The 14,702-nt window shown below is 44.9% G+C and carries 11 protein-coding genes; 8 read left to right on the forward strand and 3 right to left on the reverse strand.

All coding sequences use genetic code 11. The features are described 5' to 3' along the window. The first annotated feature begins 36 nt into the window (after positions 1-36). From ABDW02_RS07585 to ABDW02_RS07605, 5 genes are all read left to right on the forward strand, one after another. Positions 37-528 (forward strand): hypothetical protein, encoded by a 492-nt coding sequence (locus tag ABDW02_RS07585; protein WP_343633733.1) that lies wholly within the window; start codon positions 37-39, stop codon positions 526-528. Then, entirely contained in the window at positions 512-1,714 is a 1,203-nt protein-coding gene (locus ABDW02_RS07590) for an aminotransferase class III-fold pyridoxal phosphate-dependent enzyme (RefSeq protein WP_343633735.1), read from the forward strand. Before ABDW02_RS07585 ends, ABDW02_RS07590 begins: the two co-directional genes overlap by 17 nt. A 119-nt stretch (positions 1,715-1,833) precedes the next feature. Continuing rightward, positions 1,834-2,994, forward strand: a complete 1,161-nt coding sequence (locus ABDW02_RS07595) for a kelch repeat-containing protein (RefSeq protein ID WP_343633737.1) — start codon at positions 1,834-1,836, stop codon at positions 2,992-2,994. A gap of 159 nt (positions 2,995-3,153) precedes the next feature. Continuing rightward, entirely contained in the window at positions 3,154-5,313 is a 2,160-nt protein-coding gene (locus tag ABDW02_RS07600) for an FUSC family protein (protein ID WP_343633739.1), read from the forward strand. A gap of 117 nt (positions 5,314-5,430) precedes the next feature. After that, complete coding sequence (locus tag ABDW02_RS07605; RefSeq protein ID WP_343633741.1) at positions 5,431-5,826, forward strand: endonuclease domain-containing protein; 396 nt, start codon at positions 5,431-5,433, stop codon at positions 5,824-5,826. Positions 5,827-5,962: 136 nt separating this feature from the next. Here the strand turns inward: ABDW02_RS07605 and bioA are convergent, their stop codons facing one another. From bioA to pheT, 3 genes are read right to left on the reverse strand one after another with little or no spacing between them, the layout of a single operon-like run. After that, positions 5,963-7,243, reverse strand: coding sequence for an adenosylmethionine--8-amino-7-oxononanoate transaminase (gene bioA / locus ABDW02_RS07610; RefSeq protein ID WP_343633743.1), 1,281 nt, complete (start codon positions 7,241-7,243; stop codon positions 5,963-5,965). Continuing rightward, positions 7,222-7,836 carry a dethiobiotin synthase gene (gene bioD / locus ABDW02_RS07615; protein ID WP_343633745.1) on the reverse strand — a complete coding sequence of 205 codons (615 nt, stop codon included), beginning with the start codon at positions 7,834-7,836 and terminating at the stop codon, positions 7,222-7,224. Before bioD ends, bioA begins: the two co-directional genes overlap by 22 nt. A 55-nt stretch (positions 7,837-7,891) precedes the next feature. Then, entirely contained in the window at positions 7,892-10,324 is a 2,433-nt protein-coding gene (pheT, locus tag ABDW02_RS07620) for a phenylalanine--tRNA ligase subunit beta (RefSeq protein WP_343633747.1), read from the reverse strand. A 97-nt stretch (positions 10,325-10,421) separates the two neighbouring features. On the opposite strand from pheT, the gene ABDW02_RS07625 reads away from it, so the two are divergent. From ABDW02_RS07625 to ABDW02_RS07635, 3 genes are all read left to right on the forward strand, one after another. Then, on the forward strand, positions 10,422-12,815 hold the full coding sequence (locus tag ABDW02_RS07625; RefSeq protein ID WP_343633749.1) for a carboxypeptidase-like regulatory domain-containing protein: 2,394 nt from the start codon (positions 10,422-10,424) through the stop codon (positions 12,813-12,815). Further along, on the forward strand, positions 12,797-13,750 hold the full coding sequence (locus ABDW02_RS07630) for a DUF4249 domain-containing protein (protein ID WP_343633751.1): 954 nt from the start codon (positions 12,797-12,799) through the stop codon (positions 13,748-13,750). Before ABDW02_RS07625 ends, ABDW02_RS07630 begins: the two co-directional genes overlap by 19 nt. A gap of 135 nt (positions 13,751-13,885) precedes the next feature. Further along, a complete protein-coding gene (locus ABDW02_RS07635; RefSeq protein ID WP_343633753.1) occupies positions 13,886-14,698 on the forward strand; it encodes a 1-acyl-sn-glycerol-3-phosphate acyltransferase in 813 nt (270 codons plus the stop codon). The last annotated feature ends 4 nt before the right edge of the window (positions 14,699-14,702 follow it).

Genomic DNA, 14,702 nt, shown 5'->3' on the forward strand with positions numbered 1-14,702 from the left:
TCAGCAAAACCGGCGGATATGAAAAAATGAAAAACCATGAAAAGGATACAAAAATTAGCACTGATCTTACTTCCTCTCCTGTTTACGGCAAACGTGTTTGCCCAGGGACCCGGCGATGAAAAAGACAAAGACAAGATCGAAGCGTTAAAAGTAGGATTCATCACCAAAGAATTGAACCTGACTTCAACGGAAGCGGAAAAATTCTGGCCTGTTTACAACGAGATGGACGGGAAAATGAAAGATTTACGCAACGATTGCCGGAAAATCAACCAGGATATGCGCGAATCCGAAGACAAAATGTCTAATGAAGATGCCAAAAAGAAACTGGCAACCCTTTTCGAGAACGATCAAAAAGAACTGGACCTGAAAAAAGAGTACAGCGAAAAATTTATTAAGATCATCGGCGAAAAAAGAACCCTAAAACTCTTAAGTTTGGAACATGAATTCAGACGGGTGCTCCTCGAACGGTTAAAAGACCGCCGGGAAGGAGTTCCGCAAGACAGAAAACCGCATGGAGGCAAACCGTAAAGAAGATTTTTTAAACCATTTAGGACAAACAAATCCCTTCCCCTATTTAATTGATGTTGAATCGGCGGAAGGGATTTTTATTTACGACAAATCCGGGAAACGCTACACCGATATGATTTCCGGGGTTTCGGTAACAAATATCGGGAACCGTCACCCGCAGGTCATCAAACGCATCCGGGAACAACTGGACAAGTACCTGCACGTAATGGTTTACGGGGAATTCATCCAGGATGCTTCCCTTGAAATGTCGCGTTTACTCCGGAAATTCCTCCCGGCAGAATTGGATTGCGTATATCCGGTAAATTCCGGGACGGAAGCCAATGAAGCTGCATTAAAACTGGCAAAACGCGTGACCGGCCGTACCCAGTTAATTGCGTTTAAAGGTTCGTACCACGGAAATACACACGGTTCTTTGAGTGTTTCGGCAAACGAGATCAAAAAAACACCGTTCCGCCCGCTACTTCCGGATGTGGATTTCATTCGTCTGAACGAACCGGAAGATTTGAAACGGATCACCAACCGGACTGCAGGAGTCATCCTGGAAACCGTTCAGGGAGATGCCGGAGTTCGCAAAGCTTCCGGTGAATTTCTACGGGCATTGCGCAAACGATGTGATGAAGTGGGCGCGCTGTTGATCTTCGATGAAATTCAATGCGGAATGGGAAGAACCGGGAAAATGTTCGCATTCGAGCACAGCGGTGTTGTTCCGGACATCCTGACTTTGGGAAAAGCACTAGGCGGTGGTTTACCCATCGGCGCTTTCATTTCCAAATATGCCTACATGAACCAGTTGAGTCATTCACCGATGCTGGGACACATTACCACCTTCGGAGGAAACTCTGTCATTAACGCCGCAGCCTGGGGAACGTTGGAAGTATTCGAATCGGAGATCGATTTCAACGAAGTTGAACGATTAGGTGCACTGCTGGAAAGTTATTTACAGGAAATCGATGAGATCTTCGAAATCCGCCGCGAAGGAATGATGTTTGCCTGCGACATGGAAAGTGATGCACGCGTGGCAAAAGTCGTGGAACGCTTACTGGAACTAGGAGTCATCAGTTTCTGGTTCCTTTCACATCCGTACAGTTTCCGTCTTTCGCCACCTTTGAATATCACGGAGGAACAAATCCACGAGGTCGGGAAATTGATTCAACAGGCAGTTGCAGAAACCAATTATCAATTATGAATGAAATAATTATCAAGGGAGATTCCTTTCTTGATAATTCATAATTGATCATTCATAATTATTTCTGTCAGCACAAACGATTTCCTGAAATTCTTCGTTAGTCAAACAAACGCTTTACCATGAAGGGAATATTCATCCTGTTTTTAGGCCTTACCACCTGTATTCATGCACAAACATGGACTTCTGTCAGTTCCGTTCCAACAGCCGGGCGAGATGATGGAATTTGTTTTTCCCTCCATGGATTCGGATATATCGTAACAGGATATCTTGGTACATTCAACGAAAGCAACCAATTATTCCAATACGATCCTGCTGCCAATTCCTGGAATGAAAAAGCACTGTTCCCGGGAACTCCGCGCCAATATTCAACAGTTTTTACCCTGAAAAACAAAGCTTACCTGATTGGCGGCTATTCAGAATCAGGACAGGCACTGAAAGATGTCTGGCAATACGATTCATTCACGGATTCGTGGACACAACTAAGCGACTTCCCGGGAGTTGCCCGCTGGCATGCAACTGCTCTTCAGATCCAGGAAACCGGGTATTTTGGGATGGGAACAACAGCAGATTCTACCCTGTCCGATTTCTGGAAATACAACGTTGACCTGGATTCCTGGACCAGGCTTTCCGATTATCCCGGAGGACCGAATCGCAGCGTATTGGGCTTTCCATTATTGAACGAAGGAATTTTCGGGGAAGGGTTTGATATCAATCCTATTACCTATTCTCCGGCCTGGTTTTCCTACAATCCGGGAACTGCAATATGGACGCCGATTTCTCCCCTTCCTTCCGGATTGCGTTCTTACGGAACAGCCATCAGTACCGGTTTCAGTGCTGTCGTTTGCGGCGGAATGGATCAGAACAGTGTGTTTCACAACGATTGTTACCTGCTCGATCATACCAAAACCTGGCAACCTGTCGGGGCGCTTCCTCCCAATGGACTGAAAGGTTCCAAAGGATTTACGCTGAACGGGAATTTCTATTTGGGAACAGGCCTAAACGCCAATATGACCCGGATTTCAGACTTTTATAAACTCGAAATGCCGGTTTCAACGGTCCAGGAAACCATGCTTTTTCCCAATCCGAGCAAGGATTATTTCAACCTGATCTCAGAACCCAACGCCAAAGTTTCCGTGTTCTCGGTCGGTGGACAACTTCTTCAAAGCTTAAAGACAAATGATGCAGGCTTTTTGGAAATCAAACAATTGCCGACCGGATTGTATGTATGCCTGATCGAAGGGAAAAATACTTCGGAAATCAAAAAAATTGCGAAACTATAGAAGGTTCAAAAGGTTCAACTGTTTAAATGTTCCAAATTGATCCCGATAGCGATCGGAACTTTGAACTACTAAACTTTTGAACTCTTTAACTTTTGAACTTCTCTGAAATTAGTTCTTTCGCTCCCCAGTAGCTATATTTGTTAGGAAATTCACTTTTCTATGCGGTTCCAACCGATTAAGCAGTTTAACACCATTCTTCAACAGGAATACCTGGAACCAACCATCAGTTGGTCGATCCGGGTGGTTTTGGCGTTAAACGTTCCCTTGATCGTTTTCCCGATGTTCCTCGGTTTTTCCTATCACATTATCTGGGCGGCTTTCGGAGCTTACATGCTCACGCTCATTGATTACAGGGGCTCGCACTACAAAAAGATGCTGATCCAGTTTGTAGAAGCGATTCTCATTCTGATTGCAGCCATTCTCGGGATGAACATCGGAGATTCCGTGACACTTTCCGTCATCGGGATGCTGGTAATAGGCGTTTTTGCTGCTTTGATCCGCAACTGGAGCGATTACGGATCAACGATCGGTGTCGGAGTAGGATTCTTCTACCTGTTCGGAATTTCCAATCCCACGCATTTTACGGAATCACTGGTTTACGGGAAATACATCCTGTTCGGTGCAGCCTGGGCCATTGCCATTATCTTTTTGTCCTTTCCTTTTTCTGCTTCAAATCCTTTAAGAAGATCCGTTGCAACCATCTGGAAACGGAATACCGATTACCTCGATGCGCTGATCGAGCAATTCCTGGAACCGGATGCCAAGCGGGATTTATTGAAAATTACTGCCAAGGAAATTGAGATCCGCAGTTCGATCGATAAATCCATGGAGTTGTTTAACCGGCGGAAAGAAAATTCCACCTTCAAAGCCGAACACTACGATCAGATGATCGAAATCCGGAAGTCTGCGGCTTATTTCGGGGCAAGTATTAAATTGCTGCACGAAGAATTGGAATCTATTAAAAACGAACCGGTTTTACTGCAAAACCGATCGATTCTTTATAAAACACTTTCTGCTTTGTCACAGGCTTCCGCCCGGCTTTCCATTGTCATTTTTACCTTTCGCGGGGAGGATCTGACCATGGCAAAAGTCCGTATCAAGCGTTTTGAGATTGCAGCCGGAATTTTGAAAGAGAATTTGCAGCAACAGGATCTGTCGGAAGACCACAAACTGATCCTGAACCAGTTTATTGTGAGTTTGAACCAGTGTCAGCAGTTCATGGAAAACACCATTCAACTCATGAATCAGAAGTTGAGTTTCAAACGCAGCAATTACTTCGAGAATTACAAATTATCGTTCAACCATTTCATTGCCGGATTGCAGCCTCGAGTATTGTTCCAGATCGTCAGGGAAATTTTCAACCTGGATTCCCAGCAGTTCAAATATGCACTTCGTGTCGGATTGGGGCTTGCGTTGTCCGTTTTCATGTTCAAATTCTTTAAAATTGATCACGGGCACTGGATTGCCTTAACCCTGCTTATTGTCATTCAACCTTATTACGGGGCAACACGCAAAAAAGGATTTGAACGGATCATCGGGACGGTTGCCGGAATTCTTGTCGGTGGGGCAATTATGTTGCTACCGATCAAGCACGAACAGTTTGTCGTCATCCTGATCTTTATTTCCTTCTTCGTGGCTTATTACCTGCGAAACAATTACAAAGTCGGGGTTTTCTTCGTGACCATCATGCTTGTTGTCATGATGCAGCTTTCCAAACAGGGTTCCTGGGATTTGATCTGGTGGCGCGTACTTTCGACATTAATCGGTTCTGCACTGGCGATTCTCATCAGCTTTGCTTTCTGGCCTATTTGGGAAAAGCAGCGCTTCCCGGCATTATTGAACAGTTCTTTCAATCAAAACCTGTTCTTCCTGAACCAGGTTGTTTTGAGTTATCAGAAAAAACTTCCGGCTGGAATTACCTGGCACAAAAGCCGCAGGTTGAGCGAAGCAGCAAATAACAACTTATTTGCCTGTATCCAGCGCATGTATGAAGAACCACAGGCTCACCAGCGCCAGATTGACGTGCATTTTGCAAAAGTCGGTTCGAATATCCGCATTTCCCGGGAGATTACCAGCCTGGCTTTTTCCCTCGAAAAAGAAACTTCCGGAAAATTGACTGAAATCCTGAACGATTACATGGAATCCATCCAGGTTATTTTCTACCAATTCATTCAACAAGAAAAAGAAATGGATTTCAAACCGCTCAAAACCATTCTGCAAGACCCGGTCTTCGAAGAAAACGAGCAATTCCAGGCAATCCAGGTGGATTTGGAGAAAATTGTGTTTGAATTGGAGGCGTTGAAGGCGTTTAGGGGCTAGTACTTCTTATTGTTAAGATAAGGCGGTCTATCTATCTCCCTCCTTGAGGAGGGACTAAGGGAGGTGGCTAGTGTGGGCGTCTCTTGCGATTATCGATTTTTCTACTTAAATTAAAGTATGAAAACATTTAGCCACAATCACGACAACCCCAAACTGAAAGAGTATGCCCGTGAATTACGGACTGAGACTGTTTCCAAAGCAGAAAAGGTGATCTGGAAAGGATTGCTCTCCAGGAAACAAACCGGGGAACGCTTTCTGCGGCAACACCCTATCTATCACTTTATCGTGGATTTCTTTGCCCCTGAGATCGGGCTGATTATTGAGATAGACGGAAATTCGCATTTCAGTAAGCCGGATTATGACCGCTACCGCGAAGATAAACTGGTTTCGCTGGGTTATACGCTGATCCGCTTTAAAGAAGGGGATGTGATCTGGAATATGGATGTGGTCTCGGAACAGGTGCGGCATGTGATTCATGCTTTGAGAGCGGGGATGCCTTCTTCTTCCTCCTGATTCTCAAGCCAACTCTCGATCCTCACGCCACCCTCCTTTATCCTCCCTCAAGGGAGGAGACTCAGATCCGCTTCTCCCCTTGAGGGGAGATCGAGAGGGGTGGTTAGTGTAGGCGATCCTCCTTCACCACCCTCCTTTATAAACTATCCAAAAAATCCAACAACACCACGTGCAGTTTATCCAGTTCTTCTTCCGAAATGCAATATGGCGGATTGAGGTATAGAATATTTCCCAACGGACGGATCAAACAGCCTTTTTCCAGGAAAAAATCGTACGCGCGATCACGAATGGATGAAAAGTAATTGTTTCCCTCGCCGGTTTCTACTTCAAAACGCAAAATAGTACCGCACAAACCGATCTCTTTCACTTTCGGATGCGTTTTCAGCGCTTCGATGAAATAGCGGTGACGTTCTTCGATCCATTCGATGGAATCCCAGGTTTCGGGTTGTTCGAACAGGTCCAAACTCGCATTTGCTACTGCACAAGCCAGCGCGCTTCCCGTAAAGGAATGTCCGTGCAATAAGGCTTTTGCTGTTTCGGGATGCAAAAAAGCATCGTAGATCTCATTGGTGGCGACAGTCAATCCCAACGGCAAGATTCCTCCCGTCAATCCTTTCGACAAACATACAATATCGGGTTCCTGCTCACAGAAATTATGAGCAAATAACTTTCCTGTCCTTCCCCAACCCGTCATGACTTCGTCAAAAATAACGAGTGCATGGTATTTTTTCGCCAGTGCCACAAAAGCATCCAGCCAAGTTGAATCGTACATGCGCATTCCCGCCGATCCCTGGACCAAAGGCTCCACAATCACTGCGGCAACTTCTCCGGTTTTCAGGATTTGCTCCGCTTGAATCAAGGATTGACTTCTTGCTTCGTCTTTCGGGAAATCGATGAAATCTACCTCAAAGAACAAATGCTCGAAAGGCTTGTTGAATGCACCGCGCTGACCGATCGACATCGCACCGAATGTATCTCCGTGATATGCACCGTCGAGAGCAATGACGCGTTTTTTAGTTTCATTCTTATTGAACCAATACTGGAATGCCATTTTTAAAGCCACTTCAACGGCTGTTGAACCATCGTCCGAAAAGAACACTTTTTCCAGTTTTTCCGGAAGTAAGGATGAAATGCGTTCCGCCAGGCGGATTGCCTGCGGATGTGTTGCCCCTGCAAAGATTACGTGATCCAGCTGTGAGAATTGTTCCGTCAAAGCCTGCCCCAAATAAGGATGGCCGTGTCCGTGTACATTTACCCACCAGGAGGAATTTGCGTCGATGTATGTTTTTCCGTTTGAATCAAAGAGTGTTGTTGCTTCTGCTTTTACAATGTGTAACGGTTCTTTCGCCGTTTGCATTTGTGTAAATGGATGCCAAACGTGTTTTTTGTCTTGTTCTAAGCCTGTTGCTCTATCCATAACCGGGCTGCTTGTTGTATGCTTTCTGTTGAAAATTCGTTGATTTCAGGAATGGTGGTAATGGAAAGATCGGGAAAGTGTGAATGATAAATGCGCTCGGAAGCTTCGTTCCGGTCTCCGTTGACAATCAAACCTGCAATCGGGATTTCGCGCATCATCAATGCATTTAAAGTTAACAAGGTATGATTGATACTTCCCAGATAATGCCTGGTTACCACATAAACAGGAAGCTCCCACAACTGGAATAGGTCGATGTAGCACAAGCCATCATCATTCAGCGGAACCATTACACCTCCTGCTCCTTCGATGATGGTTGTTTTGGAAAAACGGGGAAGGTCGAACTGCTCTTCCGTCAATTCAACACCGTCCAAACGGGCTGCTTCGTGCGGTGACATGGCGTGGTTCAGCAACACATTTGCAGGAATGACGTTCGTTTCAGAAGTGTGTGATCTTACAAAATCGCTGTCCAAAGCATGCAAATCGCCGGCTTGAACGGGTTTCCAGTAATCTGCTTTCAATGCTTCGCAAAGTACGGCACTGACAACGGTCTTCCCTACTTCGGTTCCAATTCCGGTTACGACATAAGTTTCCATGATTTACGCTCCAATCGATTTATAGAAAAGTATAAGTTACGAAATCTTCCGGTTCTTATCTCAATTCTGCTCCCAATTGTTTTTCCAGTTCTGTGCGGATCGAATTCATGATCCCGTCTACCTGTGTGTCTTTCAATGTTTGCTCCACGTCCTGGAAGGTAAAGGAAACCGCGTAGGATTTTTTGCCTTCCGGAAGGTTCTTTCCTTCGTATACATCAAACAAACCGACTTTCTGCAGGATTTTCTTGTCTACTTTCTTCGCAATCTGTTCGATTTCTGCAAAACGGACCTTCGAATCCAATAACAAGGAGAAATCACGTCGCACTTCAAATGTTTTCGGCAATTCCTTGTACTGAACTTTTACCAGTTTCAGGGAATCCAGGATAGCATCCCAATCCAGATCAGCCACAAATACGTCTTGTTTCACCCCGAAGTGTTTTTTCACTTTCTGATTGGCCCAGCCCAACGTTCCTACTACATTTTTCAGGATACGGATTTGGTATCCGTCCGCTAAAACTGACTGGTCCTGCAGGTTTTCTTCCTGTATAAAGCCAGCAAGTCCCAATCGTTCGAATAAATTGGAAATCACTCCTTTCAAGGTAAATAAGGTAGATTTCTCCAATTTTTGCGACCACGATTCTTCCTGCTTATTTCCAGTCATCAAGACCAGCAAACGCTTATTTTCCGAATAACTATCGTTTTCAAAAGAATACGTCTTCCCGAATTCGAACAAACGCAAATCCGGATTTTGGCGGTTCTGGTTGTGCGCAACCGTCTCCATTGCCTGGAATAACAAGCTTTGACGCATTACGGCCAAATCCTGGCTTAAAGGATTCAGCATACGAACCGCTTTTTCGACCGGGAATTGAGTTCCTCCCAATTTCTCCGCATATTGCGGGCTCGTCAGGGAATTATTCATCATTTCGTGGAAGCCCATCCCGGCCAACACTTCTGCCAGGTTCACTCCCAAACGCTCCAGATCCGGTTTTTGGCCAAACACCAGCGAGGTATTCAATTTTTCAGGAAGCGGAATCTGGTTAAATCCATAAATGCGCAATACTTCTTCAATGACATCGATTTCGCGATCCACGTCTACGCGGTAATTCGGAACGGAAAGTTCCAATGCTTCATTCGTAGCAGAAAGCACTTCAAAATCCAATGAAATCAAAATATTTTGAATCACAACAGGAGCAATTTCATGTCCCAGCAATTGATTGATACGCTTATAACACAGTGTTACCGTTCTTTTTTGGATGGGTTCCGGATACAAATCCACCGTTTCCATTCCCACTTTTCCGCCGGCAACTTCCCGGATTAACTGGACTGCTCTTTCCAAAGCGTAGGGAACCAAGTCCACATCCACGCCGCGTTCGAAACGGAAACTGGCGTCTGTAGACAAACCGTGTCTTTTTGCAGTTTTACGCACTGAAACCGGCTGGAAATACGCCGCTTCCAAGAACACATTGGTCGTTGTATCGGAAATTCCGGAGTGATTCCCTCCGAAAACTCCCGCAATACACATCGCTTCTTTTTCATTGGCAATCACCAGATCTTCTTCATTCAATTCGCGCTCCACACCATCCAGTGTAATCATCTTCTCTCCTGCTTTTGCCGTGCGAACAATTACTTTCCCGTTCACCACGGAAGCATCGAATGCATGCAGCGGAGTTCCCAATTCACGCATCACGTAATTCGTTACGTCCACCACATTATTGATCGGAGATAAACCAACCGCTCTCAATTTATTTTGCAGCCACGCCGGAGAAGCTTTCACTTCCACTCCGCTGATGGTAATTCCCATGTAGCGCGGGCATTTCTCTGTATTTTCAACCACCACGGAAACCGGAAGATCGGCTTCTTTTACGGGTTTCTTTGTTTCTTTCAGTTGCAATGTTGCAGTGCTTCCTTCGTGACAAGCCATATACGCAAGTACGTCGCGTGCAACACCAATATGTCCCATAGCATCTGCACGGTTCGGCGTCAAACCGATCTCGATCTGAACGTCGCTTTCCAACTCCAGGTATTCAGCCGCAGGAGTTCCGGGCTTGGCATCCGGATTTAAAACCAAAATCCCGTCGTGACTTGTTCCCAGTCCCAATTCGTCTTCGGCACATAACATTCCGAACGATTCTACATCGCGGATTTTGGAAACCTTCATTTTCAAAGGTTCATCCGGTTTCGGGTACAAAACAGCCCCAACCTGCGCCAGGATTACTTTCTGTCCGACAGCTACATTCGGTGCTCCGCAAACAACCTGCAAGATCTCTTTCCCGTTGTTTACCTTCGTCACTTTCAGCCGGTCCGCATTCGGATGTTGTTCACATTCAATCACTTCTGCAACTACAACACCTTCCAGTCCGCCTTTCACACTTTCAATGGTCTCAAAACCTTCTACTTCCAAACCTGTATCTGTCAGAAGCTGATCTAATTGTTCCGGGGATTTGTGAACCGGTAAAAACTCGTGTAACCAAGCGGATGAAATTTTCATTGTTGTGTATTTTTCGAAGTCCAAATTTAAGAAAAAGCGGGGAAAGCGAGGTTTAATTTGACATAAAAGCGTTAAATTCGTTCACACTAATTTTGGAATGAAATCCCTCATCACACAATTCTTATTTCTCCTTGCCATCTCTGCTTCCTGGGGACAGGAAAACGCTACGATCAGCGGCTATATTCACGAAGGAAGTTCCGGAGAACCCATCATTGGCGGACAAGTTTATGTTCCTTCTATCCGGAAAGGAGCGGTTACCAATGAATTCGGATTTTATTCCCTAACGCTCCCGAAAGGTTCCTATGAACTCATTTATCGCGGTGGCGGATTGCCGAATGACACGATATCAATCAACTTAACACAGGATACCACTATCACTTCCGAACTGGGAAAAACCACTACCATCGAGGAAGTGGAAATCAACGCCAAAAAGGCAGACAATGTCAACTCCACGAAGATCGGCCAGATCGAACTGGACATTAACCAAATCAAAAAACTGCCCGCATTTTTAGGAGAAGTCGACGTTTTGAAAACGATCCAGCTGCTCCCCGGAGTTTCATCCGTGAGCGAAGGCGGCCAGGGATTTTACGTACGCGGTGGTGGCCCAGATCAAAACCTGGTTTTACTGGACAATGCCCAGGTTTACAACGCCTCTCACCTCTTCGGATTCTTCTCGGTTTTCAATTCAGATGCCATCAAAAATGTGAACCTGATCAAAGGAAGTATGCCCGCCAATTTCGGAGGAAGGCTTTCGTCTGTATTGGAGGTTAATATGAACGAAGGAAACAACAAGAAATTCAAGGTAACCGGTGGTTTGGGATTAATTTCTTCCCGCCTGACACTGGAAGGTCCGATTGTAAAAAACAAAGGTTCGTTCATTGTTTCTGCAAGAAGAACGTATGTCGATCTGTTCATGAAGGCATTCATCAAAAAATCCAGCGCATTTTACGGATCAAGCTACTTTTTCTACGATTTGAATGCCAAGCTGAACTACCGCCTCGGGCCAAAGGATAAAATTTACCTGAGCGGGTATTACGGAAAAGACCTCTTTAATTTCGGGAATAAAAAAGAAGATTTCAGCGTCAAAATGCCCTGGGGGAACGGAATTGCCGCTTTGAGATGGAACCACCAGTTCAGCAGTAAATTGTTCATGAACACCACGGCAACACTGACGGATTACCTTTTCAGTTTCGGTTCCGAACAGGACCAGTTCAAATTTGAATTAAAGTCCGGAATCCGCGATTATGGCGGCAAAGTGGAATTATCCTATTTCCCGAACACCCGTCATTCCATCAAAACGGGTGTCGATTATTTATACCACACTTTTACACCGACCAGTGTTTCTGCTTCCCAGGATGAAGTGGTTTTCGATACCGGGTTGGCGCAGAAATTATACAGCCACGAATCCGGAATTTATTTCCTGGACGAAGTGGACATTGCTTCCTGGCTGCGTGTAAATGCAGGAGTTCGCGTGAGCATGTACCAATTCACCGGTCCGTTTACGCGCTATTACAAAGGCGTGACCGGGCATACGGATTCCACCAAAACGTATGAAAAAGGAGATATTATCAAATCCTATTCCGGGTTCGAGCCTCGGATTTCTGCACGTTTCCTGCTGAAAGACAAAAGTTCGATCAAGGCAGGTTTCACATACAACAATCAATATGTGCATCTGGCAAGTCTGAGTGCGGTTTCGCTTCCTACCGATATTTGGTACCCGAGTACTGACAAGGCGCACCCTCAAAAAGGCTGGCAGGCAAGTTTGGGTTATTTCCGGAATTTCAACGACAACAAATGGGAAACTTCCGTAGAGGTTTACTACAAAAAAATGGAGAATGTCATCGAATTCAAACAAGGAGCTTTACCTTCAGACAACGTCAATGACAACACGGATAACTTATTGGTTTACGGAACCGGATGGAGTTACGGAGCCGAATTCTTCATCAAACGCACATTCGGAAAATTAACCGGATGGATCGGTTACACGCTGGCAAAATCAGACCGCTACTTCCCGGATATCCAGGCTGCGAAATATCCTGCAAAATACGACAGAAGACACGATTTGACTTTGGTAGGAACCTACGAATTGAACAAGCGCTGGACTTTCGGGTTTTCGTTCATTTATGCATCCGGAAATACTTTAACATTGCCAAACAGCTGGTATTTCAACAACCAGGATTTGTTGTTCAATTACGGCCCGAGAAACTCCACACGAATGGCACCGTACCATCGTCTGGACATTTCAGCAACCTGGTACGACAAACCGACCAAGACGAAGATCGACCGCAAAACCGGTGAAAAAATTGAAGTCGTGAAAAAGTTCAGGCAGAACGTCGCTTTCTCTGTCTACAATGTCTACAACCGTGCGAATCCTTATTTTTTGTATATTGATAACGATGGAAATATTCAATCGAACGATTTTAAAATATCGGTCAAACAAGTATCCTTATTTCCAATTTTACCGAGTGTCACATGGAATTTCGAGTTTTAATTGCCTTACTTAGCCTGATTGTATTTCTTGGCAGCTGTACCAAGGAAGTAAAGATCGATATCCCCGGTTTCGAAGAAAAAGTAGTCATCGACGGACGCATCGAAACAGGAATGCCCCCGATCGTTTTGATTTCCAAAACGCAGGACATTTATTCACCTACCACTTTGGAGGCTTTTCTGAATAGTTTCCAGTCAGGAGCAACTGTTACGGTTTCAGACGGAACGAACACGGTTGTCCTGGATGAGATCTGTTCGGATAATCTTCCTCCGGGAACTGAAACCATGGCAGCGGCATTATTCGGAATTCCGGAAGATGAGTTGGCCAATTATCATTTATGCGCTTATTCTACGTTCAATACTGCTATCTGGGGACAAGTCGGGAAAACCTATTCCCTGAAAGTAGAGCTGAATGGCGAAGTATTTACTTCCAGTACTCAAATCGTTACTCCCACACCGCTGGATTCCGTTTACTGGAAACAGGATCCGGGAGCCAATGCGGGATACGGTTATTCCTGGGCAAAACTAAGCGATCCGCCGGGATTTGACGCTTACATGTGGGAAGTAAAACGCATCAATATGGTCAATGGAAACACCAAAGATCCGGCGTTTAAAGCGACATTCAGCCCGGTAATCGATGACGAGTTCTTCAACGGGCAAACCTTCGACTTCTTCTATGAGAATCCGTTTACCTGGGACGATGAAACCGTTGCTGGCCCTGATAAAGGTTATTACAAACAGGGAGATTCCGTGGTGATCAAATTCTCCAAGATCGATGCAGCGGTTTATGAGTTTTTGGAAAAGAAATACATGCAACTGGGCACGGCCGGAAATCCGTTTGCTTCACCCACGACTATTCCTACCAATATACAGGGAGGAGCAATCGGTTTGTGGGGCGGCTATTCTCCTTCGTTTGATACGTTGTATTGCGTTCCTTAAAAGTTCAAAAGTTTAAGAAGTTGAAATGTTTAAAGCATTGAACCTTTTGAACCCTGTCGGGTTTTGAACCATCCGATGTTATTTCATTTTAACAATTTTAACGCTCAGCTAGCAGATACCTATTAACTTTGTGCCATGGAAGAACAGGAAGATTTCATTAACGTACGGAAATTGATCCAAAGCAAGAATCCACGACTGATCAAATGGATTCCCGGGTTTATTATCCGTTATTTGGAGCGGATTCTTCACCAAAAACGGATCAATCATTTTTTGCGTACACACCAAACTAAAAACCAGGATTTTTGTAAGGATGTTTTGGCAGAGATCGGGGTTTCCTACTCTATTAAAGGCATAGAGAACATTCCGAAAACCGGGAAATGTGTGATTGTTATGAATCACCCACTCGGCGGAATGGATGCAATGGCCCTGGTAGACGGATTGCGTCATCACCGCACGGATATCAAATTCATCGTAAATGATTTGCTGCTGAACCTGGAACCTTTAAGGGATATTTTCGTCGGAATCAACAAGCATGGAAAAACAAAAAGCAGTTCTTTGCTCCAGGTAAATACCCTTTTTTCGTCGGATCAATTGGTTTGCGTATTCCCGGCCGGTTTGGTGAGCCGCAAAAAAAACGGTGTTGTAAAAGACCTGGAATGGAAAAAAGCATTCGTGAAGCAGGCCCGGATCAATGATCAACTCATTGTTCCCGTTCATATTGACGGAGAATTGTCGAACTTTTTCTACCGTTTGGCAAATTTTCGTAAATTTCTCGGAATAAAGGCAAATATTGAAATGCTTTACCTGGCTGATGAAATGTTTCGTCAAAATGGAAAACACATCCAATTTACCGTGGGGAAACCCGTGGAAGCAAAAACGTTAGATACAAAGACATCAGACGTTGAATGGGCTGAATGGTTCCGCAATTACGTCTACACATTGAACTAAAACA

This window comes from Fluviicola sp. (assembly GCF_039596395.1).
Taxonomy (GTDB): Bacteria; Bacteroidota; Bacteroidia; order Flavobacteriales_D; family Crocinitomicaceae; genus Fluviicola.

Bases quoted from the DNA above. Each gene is read 5' to 3' on its own strand.
- ABDW02_RS07585 (WP_343633733.1), top strand. From the start codon at position 37: ATGAAAAGGATACAAAAATTAGCACTGATCTTACTTCCTCTCCTGTTT.
- ABDW02_RS07590 (WP_343633735.1), top strand. From the start codon at position 512: ATGGAGGCAAACCGTAAAGAAGATTTTTTAAACCATTTAGGACAAACA.
- ABDW02_RS07595 (WP_343633737.1), top strand. From the start codon at position 1,834: ATGAAGGGAATATTCATCCTGTTTTTAGGCCTTACCACCTGTATTCAT.
- ABDW02_RS07600 (WP_343633739.1), top strand. From the start codon at position 3,154: ATGCGGTTCCAACCGATTAAGCAGTTTAACACCATTCTTCAACAGGAA.
- ABDW02_RS07605 (WP_343633741.1), top strand. From the start codon at position 5,431: ATGAAAACATTTAGCCACAATCACGACAACCCCAAACTGAAAGAGTAT.
- bioA (WP_343633743.1), bottom strand. From the start codon at position 7,243: ATGGATAGAGCAACAGGCTTAGAACAAGACAAAAAACACGTTTGGCAT.
- bioD (WP_343633745.1), bottom strand. From the start codon at position 7,836: ATGGAAACTTATGTCGTAACCGGAATTGGAACCGAAGTAGGGAAGACC.
- pheT (WP_343633747.1), bottom strand. From the start codon at position 10,324: ATGAAAATTTCATCCGCTTGGTTACACGAGTTTTTACCGGTTCACAAA.
- ABDW02_RS07625 (WP_343633749.1), top strand. From the start codon at position 10,422: ATGAAATCCCTCATCACACAATTCTTATTTCTCCTTGCCATCTCTGCT.
- ABDW02_RS07630 (WP_343633751.1), top strand. From the start codon at position 12,797: ATGGAATTTCGAGTTTTAATTGCCTTACTTAGCCTGATTGTATTTCTT.
- ABDW02_RS07635 (WP_343633753.1), top strand. From the start codon at position 13,886: ATGGAAGAACAGGAAGATTTCATTAACGTACGGAAATTGATCCAAAGC.